Source organism: Pseudomonas californiensis (assembly GCF_021147775.1).
In the GTDB taxonomy this organism is placed as follows: domain Bacteria; phylum Pseudomonadota; class Gammaproteobacteria; order Pseudomonadales; family Pseudomonadaceae; genus Aquipseudomonas; species Aquipseudomonas californiensis.
Window position 1 is genome coordinate 51,629 of sequence record NZ_JAGTPK010000009.1, and the last position, 15,672, is coordinate 67,300.

A 15,672-nucleotide genomic window follows, 5' to 3' on the forward strand; every position below is an offset into this window, starting at 1 on the left:
CAAACAGTGTTGGCTAGCGTTGCTCGTTTATCACACCCGCGCAAGCTCCTAAAGTCATCCCATCACTGATCACAGGTCGTTCTGACCTATCGATGGAGACGCACCCATGTCACAACGCGATGTTGTTTTTCCTGCTGGCCGCCAAGCGCTCTATGAGCGCAACCGTTATTCGCCTGCCATCCGCTCGGATGGCTTCCTGTTCGTTTCCGGCCAGGTAGGCAGCCGTGAGGACGGCTCACCCGAACCGGAACTTCAGGCGCAGGTTCGTCTGGCCTTCAATAACCTGAATGCAGTTTTGAAGGCAGCCGGTTGCACGTTTGACGATGTGGTCGACGTGACCGTGTTCATCGTTGATCCAGAAACGAAATTTGAAAAGATCTGGGAAGTGGTACCGGAGTTCTGGGGCAGCGCGCCGCATCCGACCGTGACTGCCGTGGGCGTTACATGGCTTTACGGCTTCCAGTTCGAGATCAAGGTCATCGCCAAATTGCCTTGACCGGCTCGAACTTGACGAGGAGCAGCAGGCCATACCGGTGGCCGCCCAATCAATAGGTACGAATAGGCACAACACCGTCAGGCAGGTCATGGCTGGCGGTGGTTTCAAACTGGGCAAAGAACTGCCCTGACAGTATGTGATCCAGAAATTGCGCCTGTTCTTCAGTAACCAGGCGTCTTGGCGTATAGCCATGCTCATCCGGATCAGCCAGCAGACGTGCTTTACGTTCACGTGCCACGCAGATGAACGCCCTTCTCTCCTCATCACTCATGACTGTCAAGCAGTCAGCCAGCCCTTCCAGCGACCGAACCGCCAGATCCGGGTCGAGATGGTCGTCATCCGTGAACATCAGATGCCAGATGAAATCGAATGAAAGTTCGGCGAGGGCACGCATAGAACAGAGTCCGTGGGTCACAATCCACGAAGATTCACCGTTCGGCGCAGTGCGGTCAAGGGCTAACTGGCAGTCAGGCTTCAAACCGTGAACGGCAACGGCGCCCTGGCGTGTTCGATGCTCAATACCGCCCGGGCGTGCTCGGGCATCAGGTAGGCGAAGAAGAACCGCGCGGTTTCGGGCTTGGTGAGCCGCTGCGGATCTTCAGACGGCAGCGCCTGTGACACCCGGGCAGCTCGCGTCCAGGCAAACGCCAGCAGCGTCAGACCGCACAATGTCAGAAAATCAGGGGCGACGCGGTACGGGTATTCGCTGTCCTGAAACGCATGTGCGCTGATGTCGCTGACGACCTGCTCCAGTTGCTGGCAGGCGGTGTTCAGTTGTTCAGCAAACAGGCTGCAGACCGTCAGGCTTTCGGCCAGTTGCGCCTCCTGCTTCATGACCCGTATCAGTTCGGCGACTGCGTGCCCCTGGTCGGCCAATACCTTGCGCAGCAGCAGGTCATTGGCCTGAATCTCATTGCTGCCTTCGTAAATCATGGCAATACGGCTGTCGCGTAGCGTCTGCTCAATGACGAACTCGGTGATGTAGCCATAACCGCCAAACACCTGAAGCGCCTTGCTCGACAGATTGAAGCCCTTTTCGGTGAAAAACGCCTTGATGATCGGCGTGAGCAGATCCACACATTGACCGGCCTGCTGGCGAACGACCGGGTCCACGTGATGCTCGGCCTGATCAAGCAGGTGCGCTGTCCAGTAACCAATCGCACGCATGCCTTCTGTACAGGCTTTGAGTTCGAACAATGTTCGACGCATTGACGGATGGAAGTGAATGGGGTCGGCCGCTTGGGTAGCTGCGCCCTCGGGCCTGCCCGGCGCGCGCATCTGTATGCGTTGCCTTGCATAAGCCGACGCATTCTGGCTGGCTGCCTCGGCATGACCAAGACCCTGCAGACCTACGTGCAAGCGTGCCGAACTCATCATCACGAACATCGCCGACAGGCCTCGATGCGCCTCGCCGATCAGCCAGCCTGTAGCACCTTCGAACGCCAGTGAGCAGGTCGCACTGCCCTTGATGCCCATTTTGTGCTCGATCCCTTCGCAGCGAACGGCATTGATCTTGCCGTCCTCCAAACGTTTGGGTACCAGAAACAGCGAGATACCGCGACTGCCAAGCGGAGAATCCGGCAACCTGGCCAGCACCAGATGCAGGATATTGTCGGTCAGATCGTGTTCGCCGCCGGAAATAAAGATCTTGTTGCCGCTGAGCCGATAACTGCCGTCTTCGAAAGGCTCGGCGCGACAGCGCAGCAAGCCGACATCGCTGCCCGCCTGCGGCTCGGTCAGGCACATGGTCGGCAGCGCTTTACCAGTGATGATCGACGTCAGGTAAGTGTCTTGCAGCCACTCGCTGGCATGGGTCTTCAGGCACAGGTAGGCACCCTGCGCGATACCGGTGTACATCGCCCAACTGTGATTGCAGGCGTAGAGCATTTCCTGCAACGCGGCGTCGAGCAGGTTCGGCAGCCCTTGTCCGCCCAGGCGCTCGGCACAGGCCAAGGCTGGCCAGCCTCCCTCGACGAACGATTCATAGGCTTGTGCAAAGCCTGTGGGTGTCGTCACCTGCCCGTTTGAATACGAACAGCCTTGACGGTCACCGCTGGCATTGAGCGGCGCCAGCACATCGGTACTGAAGCGCCCGGCTTGCGTCAGCACTTGCATGGCCAGCGGTAGATCCAGACCAGAAAATTCGGCTGTACGGCCCCACGCCGCTGGCGCCTGCAGCCAGTGCTCCAACACAAACTGGATGTCTTGCAACGGCGGTTGGTAGTGCCACATAGCGCCTCCATGGTCATGGCTCAGAAATACAGAGCAGCGTGGGTGGATCAGCCCCGGTAAGTCGGGTTCTCGATCAGCAATGCCATGCCTTGACCGCCACCTACACAGGCCGCGGCGATGCCGTAACGCAGATTGTCTTCGCGCAGTTGTCGAGCCAGGGTCATGACCAGCCGTAATCCGGTTGCAGCCAATGGGTGGCCCAACCCCAGAGAACCACCCTGGACGTTGAGTCGGTCAGTTTCCAGCTCCAGCACCTGAGCGACGGCCAGGACTTGCGCCGCCTGCGCTTCGTTGACCTCGACCCTGCCGATATCGCTCAGTGCCAGCCCACTGCGTTGCAGCAACAGCTCAATCGCGGGCCCCGGGCCAATACCCATGAACGCCGGGTCAACACCGACCACGGCGCTCGCGAGCAAATGCGCCAATACCGGGCCGTTGGCCTGAGAGGCCCTGCCGACCAGCGCCGCCGCTGCGCCATCGACCACCGCGCAGCTGTTGCCTGCGGTTTGCACACCGTCATCATGAATAGCGCGCAATCGCGACAAAGCTGCCAGATCAGTGGCGCGCGGATGACTGTCGCGGGTGACACTTTCCACACGTCGCGGCAGCTCTATGCCGCGCGGCTGGTGGCCGTCCAGCTTGAAACGCTCGGTGACCACCGGGACGATCTCTGCCGCAAACCCACCCGATTGGTGGGTGCCCAGTGCCCGCTGATGACTGAGCAGCGCATAGCCGTCCGTCATCTCGCGGCTCAACCCATAGCGTCGGGCAAGGTTGTCTGCGGTTGCGATCATGTCCATGGCCGGGGCCGGGTCATAGAGCGCCTCCCAGAGAAAGTCCTTGAACTGCACCCCAGCGCCCAGACGAAAGCCATCGCGGTGGGTGTAGGCGGCAATCGGATTACGCGACATCGACTCGGCGCCGACACACAGCGTCATTTGCCCGCCATCACGTATATGCACGGCGGCCTGGCGCAACAGCTCGAAGCCGGTCGCGCAGATGCGTTGCACTCCCAGCGCCGGCACCTGTTGCGGCACGCCGCTGTACAACCCGATGTGGCGCGGCAACAGGTAAGCATCGAAACTGGCCTGCGCCATGGACCCTGCCAGAACGTTATCCACCTGAGCCGGCTCCACGCCAGCTCGAGCCAGCACTTCACGGCCCACCTTGATACCCAGATCAATCGGTGAAATCTGCGCCAGCGCGCCGCCCAGATCAATCCATGGCGTGCGCACCGACTCCAGAATCGCAACGTCGCTGAATACCGAGTATTGTCCGCCGCCACTCATGCGACCGCTCATTCAATAGACCCTGCGCGCAATACCTCAGGGTCTTCGTTGCGATACAAGGCCTCGACCTTGGCAGCGCGCCACTGCAACACTGCGCGCTGGTTGATCGAACCCTTGTCGGTGATTTCACCCCGGTCGATGGAGGCAGGCTCATCGAGCAGTGCGATCCACTCCAGGCGACTGGCATTGCCGTTCGCGTCACGATTCAGGCGCGCCAGCCAATCGGCGAACCAGCTACGAACCGGCTCACTGGCCAGCACCTCGGCGTCTTTCGCATCGGCGCCAAGCCCCGCCAACTGACGGCATTCATGCAGCCGCGGAAATACCAGCGCTCCCAGGCATTCCCGGTCCGGCGCGGCGATGACCACGTCCTGCACATATGGCGAACCTTCAAGTACAGCGCGATTGCGCATCGGGCCGACGCTGACGAAAACGCCAGACGACAGTTTGAAGTCTTCGGCCAGACGCCCATCAAACATCAGGCCCAGTTCCGGTGCCGAGGGGTCGGCCAGTTTCAGTGCATCGCCGGAACAGTAAAAGCCGTCCTCGTCGAACACCTCCGCTGTCTGCTGCGGCGACCGCCAGTAGCCCGGCATGATGTGCGGGCCGCGAAACCGCCCTTCGAGTTTGCCATCCACCGGCACCAGTCGCACTTCGCAGCCCGGCGCAGGCAAGCCTATATAGCCAGCCATCGATAAAGGCCCGGTGGTAAAGGTGCAGGAAGGTGCAGCCTCGGTCATGCCCAGCCCGGCCATCATGCGAATGCGTTCACCGCAATGCTGCTCGGCGACCCGGTCCAGACGATCCCAGATACTTTGCGACAGACCCGCAGCGGCGAAGAAGAACAATTTCATCCGGAAGAAGAAACGTTCACGCAGGTCAGCGTCTTTCTCCAGCGCGTTGACCAGTTCTTCCCAACCCTTGGGAACAGTGAGGTATGCGGTGGGCGAAATCTCCTTGAGGTTGCGCAGGGTTTCGGCAAAGCCCTGAGCGGTGGGCTTGCCGTTATCCAGATAGAACGTGCCACCGTTGTACAACACGATCCCCACGTTATGGCTGCCGCCAAAGGTATGGTTCCAGGGCAACCAGTCCACCAGTACCGGCGGTTCCTCACCAAACACCGGGAACGTCTGCAGCAGCATCTGCTGGTTGGCGCAGAGCATGCGCTGGGTGGTCACCACTGCTTTGGGCAGCTTGGTCGACCCGGAGGTAAACAGAAACTTGGCGATGCTGTCGGGGCCCGTGGCACTGAAGGCCGCCTCGGCTTCGGCCCCGCCCGGTTGTTCGAACAGGCTGGCAAAGCTCAACTGCCGCCTGCCGTTGAGTTGCCCGCGCACGGTGATGATCGGTGTTTCAGCTGAAATGACCGCATCGATAGCCCGCTGATACGACGCGGCATCGCTGATGAAGACCAGGCCCGGTTGCAGCACCTCACAGACATGCCGCAGTTTCGCAAAGTCCTGCGACAGCACTGAATACGCCGGTGACACCGGGCAATAAGGAATCCCGGCGTACATGGCTCCCAGTGCAATCTGCAGATGTTCGATGTCATTGCCAGACAGCAACGCCAGAGGCTTTTCGGCGGACAGTCCATAGCCGAGCAAACCCTGTGCAATGGCGCGCACGTCATCCAGCATGTCGGCATAACTGACCTTGCGCCAGCCGCCCCGGCTGTCGCGTGCCGCAATGAAGGTCTGTTGCGGACGGACCTTTGCCCAGTGCACCAGTCGGTCCAGCAGTCGCCGGGGCAACTCGGCCAACGGCTCAAGCGAGCGCATGTGCAGAATGCCTTTTTCTTCACGGACGTCGACCGCCGGATGCCCGATGGACACCTGTCGGTAACGTGGCGAATCTTCTTGGATTTGCAGCGCTGAAGAACTGATTTCGGAACTCACGAGCGTCTCTCCATCAAGGCGCACAGACACCGGACGACGCACAGCCGTTCGTTGTGAGCGTTACAGCGCGTGGCTGTGCCTTGTTATTGTTAGGCCTGGCGTGCGAGCGGCGACAGCGGCCTGAAGGCCTGTCGGCGCGCCGCACACGTGGGTTCAGATCGGATAGTGCCGCGGACCGTTCTGCAGGGTCACCCAACGTAACTGGGTGAAATGCTCGATCGAAGCCTTGCCGCCAAAACTGCCGTAGCCGCTGGACTTCACGCCGCCGAAGGGCATTTGCGCCTCGTCGTGCACGGTAGGCCCGTTGATGTGGCAGATACCGGACTCGATCCGTTGCGCCAATGCCAACGCGCGAGTGGTATCGCGGCTGAAGATTGCGGCTGACAGGCCAAACTCGGAATCATTGGCCAGTTGCAGCAGCGCCTCGTCCCCTTCCCCACGGATCAATACCGCAACAGGCCCGAAGGACTCCTCGCGATACAGACGCATGCTGTCGGTCACGCCGTCGAGCAGTGTTGGCTGAAGAATGCTGCCCTGCAACTGCCCTCCTGCAACCAGCGTCGCGCCCTGGCTGACAGCATCGTCAATCAGCGCCTTGATGCGCGTACCGGCGCTGACGTCCACCAGCGAACCGAGCACCGATGTACTGTCGTCTGGATTGCCCGCACGCAGCGTTTCGATCTTGGCGGCGAGTTTGGCGACGAATACATCGGCCACCTTCTTGTCGACGATCAACCGTTCGGTGGACATGCAAATCTGGCCCTGATTGAAATAGGCGCCGAACGCTGCGGCCTCCACGGCGGCATCCAGATCAGCATCGTCGAGCACCAGAAATGGCGCCTTGCCGCCCAGCTCCAGCAGCGCGGGTTTGAGATGACGGGCAGAAAGCTCGCCAACGATGCGCCCGACATGAGTAGAACCGGTGAAGTTGACACGGCGCACGGCCGGGTTAGCGATCAGGCGCTCGACAATCGCTGGCGCGTCGGCCGGAGCGTTGCTGATGACATTGACCACGCCATCACCCAGTCCGGCATCCTGCAATACCTGACCGATCAGGCGATGCACGGCCGGGCTCAGTTCCGAGGCCTTGAGTACTACGGTATTGCCACAGGCCAGCGGCATGGCGATGGCACGAGTAGCGAGGATCACCGGCGCATTCCAGGGCGCAATCCCCAACACCACCCCACAGGGCTGGCGCAGCGCCATGGCAAAACTGCCGGGCACATTGGAGGGAATGATTTCACCGTTGATCTGAGTGGTCATCGACGCTGCTTCGCGCAGCATGTTGGCCGCCAACTGCACGTTGAAGCCATACCAGTTGGCCATTGCGCCGGTTTCGCCAGCAGCAGCAATGAACTCGGCGCTGCGAGCCTGCAGTTGCTCGGCAGCCTTGAGCAGACGTGCACGACGTTCGCCCGGCGCCATTGCCGCCCAGGCAGGAAAAGCCGCCTGGGCCGCAGCGACCGCAGCGTCGGCGTCTTCGAGTGTGGCGGCGGCAACGCGCGATACCACTTCGCCGGTAACCGGGTTGCGGCGTTCAAAGGTACGTCCGTCTCGGGCGGGGCACGACTGGCCGCCAATCAGCAGGGGCACGTCCAGCATGGTGATTCCTCTTTATTGTCTTTATCGGGAATGCAGTACAGCGATTGCTCACATTAGCGCCGTGAAGCGTACAGGCATAGCAGGCGGTCACGCCCCTATGCCCAGCGCTTAGCGCTTATAGGCCTGCAGGCCTGGCTTGATGCTTTTTTCGTCGAGGAACTGTTTCATGCCCTGCTCGCGACCGCCTTCCTTGTCCAGCAGGCGGGACTGATCGAGCTTGGCGTACAGGTAATCCTCGTTCTGCTCCCAGGTCAGTTCGCGGCAACGCTTGAAGCCGTGCTTGGCAGCACGCAACACGACCGGGTTTTTTTCCAGCAGATTGAGTGCCAGATCCGTGGTCACCTGACGCAATTGCGCCAGTGGCACGCTTTCATTGACCAGGCCCATTTCTGCAGCCTTCTGACCACCAAAGGTCTTGCCGGTCATGATGTAGTACAGCGACTGGCGATGGCCAACCGTATCAGCCATGGCCTTGCTCACCAGGTTACCCGGCGGGATGCCCCAGTTGATTTCGGACAGACCAAAAGTCGCTTCGTCTGCGCAGATCGCCAGATCACAGGCCACCAGCGGGCTGAAACCGCCGCCGAAACACCAGCCATTGACCATGGCGATGGTCGGCTTGGTGTACATGCGCAGCAGTTTCCACTGCCATTGAGAGGCTTCGCGACGGATCTTTTCCTGCAGGATTTCAGGACCTGCATCAATCTCGCGGAAATACTCCTTGAGGTCCATCCCTGCCGTCCACGCTTCGCCAGCACCGGTCAGTACCAGAACGCCCGCTTCAGGGTCCTGTTCCACGGTCTCCAACACATCGATCATCTCGCGGTTGAGGGTCGGGCTCATGGCATTGCGTTTTTCCGGGCGGTTGAGGGTGACCCATGCAATGCCTTGTTCGATCTCGACCTTGACGGTTGTCCAGCGACCTTCGTAATTGCTCATGGCGATGCTCTCTTGTTCTTGGCTTGAAGATGGTTCAAAACTAAACTGCAAATATAGTTATGTCAATTAACCATTATCCTGATTAACCATGTTTTTTGAGCACTCCTTCCCGTTATGCTGGTCTGAGTCGTGAATGCCCCATAGCCACGGCCGCCCAACACCGGCAAACTGCTGATCTTCAGTGAAGCCCCAACCATAAAGGACTGCATTTTCAATGGCCAAGCCATCCGACATCGCCGACGTCTGCCCTGTGCAGGAACAGACCTCCGAGGCGCCGTTGCCCATGGACTCTGCACTGGATGATCTGATCGGATACGCCATGCGCCGCGCGCAGCTCAAGCTGTTCCAGAACCTGATCGGTCGCCTTTCTGCCCACGACCTGCGCCCCGCCCAGTTCTCTGCGCTGGCTATCATCGACCAGAATCCGGGGTTGATGCAGGCTGATCTGGCCAAGGCCCTCGCGATTGAGCCTCCGCAAGTCGTGCCTTTGCTGAACAAACTGGAAAGCCGCGCGCTGGCCGTGCGGGTGCGCTGCAAACCGGACAAGCGCTCTTACGGCATTTTCCTCAGCAAACCCGGTGAAACACTGCTCAAGGAGCTCAAACAGATCGCCACAGAGAGCGATCTGGATTCGACTTCCGCACTCGACACGCAAGAGCGTGAAGCACTGCTCCGGCTGCTGAAGAAGGTTTACCAGGCCTGACAGGGTTGCGCCGATGCCCCAGGTGGGGCTGCCGGCGCGACGTGTCTACCAGAGCGACACCGTGTACTGCACCACAAAGCGCGTCTGATTTTCATCGCGAAACGCCGCCCCGGCCGGGAAGTCGTTGCGATAGATGGATTTGCGCGCCAGCAGGCTGACGTTTTTCAGCGGACCGCTCTGGATCACATAACCCAGCTCCATCTGAAACTCGCGCTCCTTGCGATCATCGGCGTTGAAAGCGGTCAGCTCGATATTGTCGCCGCGCACATAACGTAACCTGCTTCGCAGACCCACGACGCCCACGGCTGTGAAATCGTAGTCGTAAACAGCTTGCCAGGTATGCTCCTTGGCGTTGAGAAAGTCCGAGCTCATGGTCAATTCACTGAGGCCCATCAGCTCGGTGCCGGACACATAGGGTGTCGCTGTATCACCGCTGGCATGCATATAACCCAGGCTCACGCTGTGCCCGCCGAGCTTGTACCCGAGCAAGGCCGAGAGGTTCTGATTGTCGACCTCGCCTGCCTTGGCGCTGCCACTGTCCTGGCTGAAAAAACTGCGCAGGTCAGTCGTGATCACGCCGTTGCCAACCGGCAACTTGTGCAGCAACGCCAGCGTGTTCTGGGTGTACAGATCGTCCACCTCGGCATGGTAGGCACGCATGCTCAGTTCTTTGGTGATTTGATAATCGCCACCGGCATACGCCATGTGCGACGAGGTCGCCGCGCCATTGAAGCGTCGGTTCGGTGACGCAATGCTGATGGCCTGGTAGTTGGTGGAATCGCGCTTGTTGACCCTGTCGATGTAACCCGTATTCAGGACCAGCCCGTCCACCTCTTTTGACGTCAGCGTGGTGCCGCGAAACGTCTGCGGTAGCAGCCTTGAGGGGCTGGCGAACGCAAAAGGCAGGAATATCGACACGTCGCCGGTCTTGATGGTGGTCTGACTGAATCGCATCTTGCCCGTAAGCCCCAGACGGGAGTACTCGTCAGCAGCGCGCCCGTCACTCGCAGAGACCGGCAGCAACTCGGTGCCGCTGCGATCCGGCGATGAGTCCAGCTTGACGCCCACCAGACCTCGCGCGTCGAGCCCAAACCCCAGCTTGCCGGGCGTGTACCCGGATTCCACGTTCATGATGAAACCCTGCGCCCACTCGCGGGCTGCGGTCTTGGCGCCGTCATCCTTGTAGTCACGGTCCATGTAATAGTTGCGTAATGTCAGCGTACCGTGACTGTCGTCCAACAAGCCCTCCGCCATCGACGACGCCGGAAACGCACTTATACCCAGCAGCCCCAAAGCCACGCTACGGCCTTTGCCGCCGGGAAATGATGCAGATACAGCCTTTAAAACACCCTCTGTGAGTTTTGGCATGTCGGTGTCCATTTATTGTTGTTGTTTTAGGGTCGACCCAGCATCTGATTGCCGAACCGTGCACAGAGAATTGAAAGAATTTTCAGTGGCGTCAATCAGCCATGTCCGATAATCGAACATTAATATTATTAATCAAATATAAAAACCCCCGAATACTTCACATTAAGCTGCTGTTTCAAAAGGGTTTAAAGCCTGATTTTGATGAAAAAAAGCGCACCTTCATTTTTTAGTTATTTTTGTTACCTTAATGACCACCTGTGTCGCCAGCAGGAGTGCGGCTGTCATCAAGCCCGCACCACAACAAAAACAACAGTGAGGCTCGCCATGAACAGTCCGTTGCGTCGTTCGACGCTGACCATCGTTTTGTGTTTTATCGTTGCGCTTATCGAAGGGTTTGACCTGCAGGCCGCAGGCACCGCTGCTGCCGGTCTGCGTCAGACATTCGCCCTGGACCCGAAAATGATGGGCTGGGTATTCAGCGCCGGCATTATCGGCCTGCTCCCGGGTGCGTTTTTTGGCGGCTGGATTGCCGACCGGATCGGACGCAAGAAAATTCTCGTGGGCGCGGTCCTGCTGTTCGGGGTGTTTTCCTTGAGCACCGCGTACGTCAGCACCTTTTCTGGCCTGCTGCTCGTCAGGTTCATGACCGGGCTGGGGCTGGGCGCCGCCCTGCCCAACCTGATCGCACTCTGCGCCGAAGCCGTCGGTGAGCGCCACCGCGCAGCGGCGATCAGCGTGATGTATTCCGGCGTTCCCCTGGGCGGCGCGCTGGCTGCGGTAGTCGCCATGTTCACCAGCGACCACTGGCAAAGCACCTTCATCATTGGTGGCCTGGCCCCCCTGTTGGTGGTACCGCTGATGATCCTGTTGCTGCCTGAATCCAGCGCGTTTCGCCAACAGACGGCCGCCTCGCAGGAACGCCACTCCACGGCGGGCGCACTGTTTGGCGAAGGCCGGGCGCGGACGACGTTTGCTCTGTGGCTGGGCTACTTCTTTACCCTGACGGTCATGTACATGCTGCTCAACTGGCTGCCTTCTCTGCTGATAGGCAAAGGTTTCAGCAAGCCGCAGGCAGGTATGGTGCAGATGCTGTTCAATATCGGCGGTGCGCTCGGTTCATTGCTGGGTGGGGTGCTGCTCGACCGCTGCAACGGTATCAAAGTGGTGCTGTTCGTTTATACCGGTCTGCTCGCGGCGCTGGCCGGCGTGGGTCTGTCAGTGGGCATCGTGCCCATGGCAGCCGCCGGGTTTGCAGCCGGCGTGTTTGTCATGGCCGCGCAACTGGTGCTGTATGCGCTCGCTCCGCCATCCTACCCGACGTCGGTCCGGGCAACGGGCGTTGGTGCAGCGGTGGCCATCGGACGTCTGGGGTCGGTGGCGGGTCCACTGGCCGCCGGGCAATTGCTCGGAGCCGGTGCAGGAACGGCCGGTGTTCTGCTGGCAACCTCTCCAGGGCTGGTAATCGCCGCACTGGCGGCAATCACCGTGCTGTCGCGTGCGCCTGCTCCTGCGCGGCAAACGCTCAAAACGGCCAATTGATTATGCGTCATAAACGGGTGGTGGGCTCTGTTTCGATCTTTTAAGCTGGTTTGGCCATAGGGGTTCACAAGGTCTTTTTTGCCCTTGTGAACCCCGGCCAGTCTCAAAGCTTGTGGAGGAAATTCAGCACCAGCTTGTTGCCCTCCGTGCGGTTCTCTGCGCCCTGCTCAAAGTAGGTATTGACCGTCAGAATGTTCTGTTTGTTGAACGCGTACATGGCCCCTGGCCCAATGGCCCAGACCTTCTCCTTGCGGCCACTCACGTCGCGCCCGTCCACCTGGGTATCGGTTATCTGTTTGAGCCAATAGCCATTCAAACCCACAGACAGTTGCTCACTCACCGCGTATTGCAGGGTCAGGTTGGCGTGCAACGCCTGCCCGGCCTGGGTGTCGGAAACGTTGCCGAAGCCGGCCTGCGGGTCATCGTTCTTGCCGTTCCACAGGTACATGAAGCGCCCGCTGGCCGACCATTTTGGCGAAAACCAGTACGTGGCTGCGTAGTACGGGTTGAACGACCAGAAGTTGCTGCCGGGGTTGATCGAGCGATTACGGTTGTAGGCGCCGACCGGAATCACGATATCCGCTTCAACCCGTTGGGTCAGCATCGGGCTGCCGTCGGCACGGCTCAAGGTCGGCAGTTGCAGAAACGGGCCGAGAATCAGATCGCCGAAACCGGCTCGGGAGCTGAGCACGCTGTTGTTCAGACCATCATCCACATCAGCATGCGCCAGCGAGGTGTTGATCGCTGTTATGCCCGGCATTGCGCCATTGGCCATCGGCGGCGCGAGGTAGATGAGCTGTGTGGTAACAGCCATGACATCGACTTCCTGCTTGGGTTGAGCCAGCTTGTCACCGTTGACATCGTTGAAGCGATCGGCTTTTGCGAAGTTGACGTACTCTTCCAGATACCACCCTGGACCGTCCGGTGCGGGAGAGCCGTCGTAGAAACTGGTGTTGCCCAGATTCAGACCGGGCAAGTCGTAGGCATAAGCGGTCGATGTCAGGGTGATGATTGAAACGGTCGCAACTGTCCGCAAGATAGACTTCTGCATCTTGTGATTCCTTTGGTTTTTGTTGTTATTTTCAAAGCGCCGACGACACGAACATGTCGTCGGTTTATATCCGCTGATGCCGTCAGACGTAGGTTGCCGCCAGCCCTCCATCGACGGGCAGGTTCACCCCGTTCACCCAACGCGACGCATCGGAGCACAGAAAGGCGATCACCTCGGCCACTTCATCCGCAAGCGCGGGGCGCTTCATGCGCAAGCCGTCACGGGCCACCCGCTCCTCGCCAACCATCGCCACGAAATCGCCCAGAATGGGGGTGAACACCGGGCCAGGCGCCACACAGTTGACCCGCACCGAATGGTCGCGAAACCAGGCTTCAGATTGTTGGAAACTCCAGACAATCAAGGCTTCCTTGAAGTATTGGTAGCAGGTGTCCTGTGGCACGGGATTGGCCGCGAGCCATTGCTGGCCATGCGCATAGTTTTCAGTGGCGGCCAGCGCTTTGTGCAATTCCAGACGTTCAGGCCATTGCGCGCCGAGTACGGATGAAACATTGACGATGCTGCCACCCTCGACAATGTTTGGCAGCAGTCGCTCGGTCAGGTGGCGCAGCCCCAGGTAATTGACCTGCGCCACGACTTGCGCGGGCGCAGTACCCGGCACACCGGCGATGTTGCACAACCCGTGAATCTGTCTGGGCAGCTGTTTGACCAGCGTATTGATGCTGTCAGGATCACCCAGATCCGCCTTGAAAAAGGCGTCCACGGTGAGTTGCGGTTCATGCCGGTCGATGCCAATGACCCTGGCGCCTTGAAAGCGCGCCAGGCGGGCCAGTTCTGCGCCGATACCGGATGACACGCCTGTCACGATCAGTGTTTTGTTGTTCAGGTTCATGGTCGTGCTCTCTTGTTATTGTTGGATCACGTTTCAGTCACTGCTGTGTGCGGCATTCAGAACGGATACACCGGGGCCTGTTGCTTTACGGTGACCCATTGCCATTGGCAGTATTCGTCCCAGTCGGACGGGCTGCCCGCGCTGCCGCCGTTACCGGAAGCGCCACGGCCTCCGAACGAGTTGATGCATTCATCCGCTACGGTCTGATCATTGATATGCAGCAGGCCACATCTGAGGCGATCACCGATGGCCATCGCCCGGCCAATCGACGGCGAAATCACTGCCGCCGCGAGGCCATATTCCGAACGGTTGGCCAGTTCGATGGCCTCCTCGTCGGTACTGAAGCTGACCACGATTGCCACTGGCCCGAACACCTCCTCTTCAAACGCTCGCATGCCAGGTTTCACGCCGCTGAGCACCGTGGGCCGATAGAACAGGCCTTCGTACTCGCCGCCGGTTTCCAGTCGCGCGCCGTTCTCCAGACTGTCGCTGACCAGCGCGTGGACATGCTGAACTTGCCGAGCGTCGATCAACGGGCCCAACGCCGCTTCGCCACGCGCCGCGTTACCCACCGTCAAGGCTCGCGCCTTGTCCGCCAGCTTGCGGGTCAGTTCAGCGGCGATGGATTCGTGCACAAGGATCAGGCCCGTAGCCATGCAGATCTGCCCCTGGTGCAGCCAGGCACCAAAAGCTGCATTGCTGGCCGCGACGTCCAGGTCAGCATCCTCCAGAATGATCAACGGATTCTTGCCACCCAGCTCCAGCGAGACCTTCTTGAGGTTGCGCCCCGCCACTTCACCCACCTTGCGCCCGGCACCGGTGGACCCGGTGAACGTGATCATTTGCACATTTGTGTCGCGGCACAGCGCTTCGCCCGCATCTGCAGCACCCGGCAATACGTGTAGCAAGCCTTTCGGCAACCCCGCCTCTTCGAACAGGCGAGCGATCAGAAAACCGCCACTGACCGGGGTTCGCGGGTCAGGCTTGAGCACCACCGCATTACCGGCTGCCAATGCAGGCGCCACGGTGCGCAGCGACAGCACCAGCGGGAAGTTGAACGGAGAAATCATCCCGATCACTCCATGTGGGACGCGGCGTGCGTAGGACAAACGGCCCGCCGCACTCGGCAGCATCAACCCATGGCCGTGGGCTTGCGACAGCATGCCTGCGGCCTGACGCAGCAACACGATGGCTTCGTTCACTTCGTGCTGGCCCTTATGCAGACTGCCCCCCGTCTCACGGGCAACGTACAGCGACAGCTCGTCGTACGAGCACACCGCAAGATCGGCGGCGAGCAGGAATATCTCGGCTTTCTCGCGTGGCCCGAGTGCTGCCCAGGCAGGCTGAGCCAGTGCGGCCTCACGGCAGGCGACGGCGATATCCGCCGGACCTGCCATGGCGGTGTTCATCAGCAGGTCACCGGTAGCAGGCTCGATCACCTGCAACAACTAGGCGGATGAGGGTATCCAGTCGCCGTTGAAAATGCATTCCGCTTCAAGGGCACGTTGCAGCAAAGGAACCGCGTCAGTTACAGACATCTTGATACTCCGGCTTTTATGGTTGTAATCGCTGCGCCACAAGGGTGGGTCGCAAGCGCCGTAGTTCAGACTCAGCAAGCGCTGTGCCGGTTTTGCCATCATCCGTTGACATCCATCAGCAACCGATCTGTCTCGATCGTTTCAGCCGTTCATGACAACGAGGCACGGCG

Annotated in this window: 12 protein-coding genes and 1 pseudogene; 3 read left to right on the forward strand and 10 right to left on the reverse strand. The window is 59.9% G+C overall.

What is annotated here, in order from left to right:
• Positions 1-106: 106 nt before the first annotated feature.
• Positions 107-496 carry a RidA family protein gene (locus KDX37_RS10765; RefSeq protein WP_231652688.1) on the forward strand — a complete coding sequence of 130 codons (390 nt, stop codon included), beginning with the start codon at positions 107-109 and terminating at the stop codon, positions 494-496.
• 49 nt (positions 497-545) lie between these two features.
• On the opposite strand, the gene KDX37_RS10770 is transcribed toward KDX37_RS10765, so the two are convergent.
• From KDX37_RS10770 to KDX37_RS10795, 6 genes are all read right to left on the reverse strand, one after another.
• A complete protein-coding gene (locus KDX37_RS10770; protein WP_231652689.1) occupies positions 546-890 on the reverse strand; it encodes a hypothetical protein in 345 nt (114 codons plus the stop codon).
• Between the two features lie 80 nt (positions 891-970).
• On the reverse strand, positions 971-2,728 hold the full coding sequence (locus tag KDX37_RS10775; RefSeq protein WP_231652690.1) for an acyl-CoA dehydrogenase family protein: 1,758 nt from the start codon (positions 2,726-2,728) through the stop codon (positions 971-973).
• A 47-nt stretch (positions 2,729-2,775) separates the two neighbouring features.
• A complete protein-coding gene (locus tag KDX37_RS10780) occupies positions 2,776-4,017 on the reverse strand; it encodes a thiolase family protein (protein ID WP_231652855.1) in 1,242 nt (413 codons plus the stop codon).
• 8 nt (positions 4,018-4,025) lie between these two features.
• Positions 4,026-5,912 (reverse strand): feruloyl-CoA synthase, encoded by a 1,887-nt coding sequence (locus tag KDX37_RS10785; RefSeq protein ID WP_231652691.1) that lies wholly within the window; start codon positions 5,910-5,912, stop codon positions 4,026-4,028.
• 153 nt (positions 5,913-6,065) lie between these two features.
• Entirely contained in the window at positions 6,066-7,514 is a 1,449-nt protein-coding gene (locus KDX37_RS10790) for an aldehyde dehydrogenase (protein WP_231652692.1), read from the reverse strand.
• Positions 7,515-7,622: 108 nt separating this feature from the next.
• Positions 7,623-8,453, reverse strand: coding sequence for a p-hydroxycinnamoyl CoA hydratase/lyase (locus tag KDX37_RS10795; protein WP_231652693.1), 831 nt, complete (start codon positions 8,451-8,453; stop codon positions 7,623-7,625).
• A gap of 214 nt (positions 8,454-8,667) precedes the next feature.
• Here KDX37_RS10795 and KDX37_RS10800 point away from each other — a divergent pair, with 214 nt between their 5' ends.
• A complete protein-coding gene (locus KDX37_RS10800; RefSeq protein ID WP_231652694.1) occupies positions 8,668-9,156 on the forward strand; it encodes a MarR family winged helix-turn-helix transcriptional regulator in 489 nt (162 codons plus the stop codon).
• A 45-nt stretch (positions 9,157-9,201) separates the two neighbouring features.
• Here KDX37_RS10800 and KDX37_RS10805 read toward each other — a convergent pair whose 3' ends face one another.
• The gene (locus tag KDX37_RS10805) at positions 9,202-10,524 is read right to left on the reverse strand and encodes an OprD family porin (RefSeq protein ID WP_231652695.1); all 1,323 of its coding nucleotides are present in this window, start codon (positions 10,522-10,524) and stop codon (positions 9,202-9,204) included.
• A 324-nt stretch (positions 10,525-10,848) separates the two neighbouring features.
• On the opposite strand from KDX37_RS10805, the gene mhpT reads away from it, so the two are divergent.
• On the forward strand, positions 10,849-12,063 hold the full coding sequence (gene mhpT / locus KDX37_RS10810) for a 3-(3-hydroxy-phenyl)propionate transporter MhpT (protein WP_231652696.1): 1,215 nt from the start codon (positions 10,849-10,851) through the stop codon (positions 12,061-12,063).
• 103 nt (positions 12,064-12,166) lie between these two features.
• Here the strand turns inward: mhpT and KDX37_RS10815 are convergent, their stop codons facing one another.
• The 3 genes and pseudogenes from KDX37_RS10815 to KDX37_RS10825 form a co-directional block, all read right to left on the reverse strand.
• A complete protein-coding gene (locus KDX37_RS10815; RefSeq protein ID WP_231652697.1) occupies positions 12,167-13,114 on the reverse strand; it encodes a SphA family protein in 948 nt (315 codons plus the stop codon).
• Positions 13,115-13,196: 82 nt separating this feature from the next.
• Positions 13,197-13,964 (reverse strand): coniferyl-alcohol dehydrogenase, encoded by a 768-nt coding sequence (locus KDX37_RS10820; RefSeq protein WP_231652698.1) that lies wholly within the window; start codon positions 13,962-13,964, stop codon positions 13,197-13,199.
• A gap of 56 nt (positions 13,965-14,020) precedes the next feature.
• Positions 14,021-15,502 (reverse strand): annotated as a pseudogene (locus tag KDX37_RS10825) (benzaldehyde dehydrogenase).
• Positions 15,503-15,672: the final 170 nt, after the last annotated feature.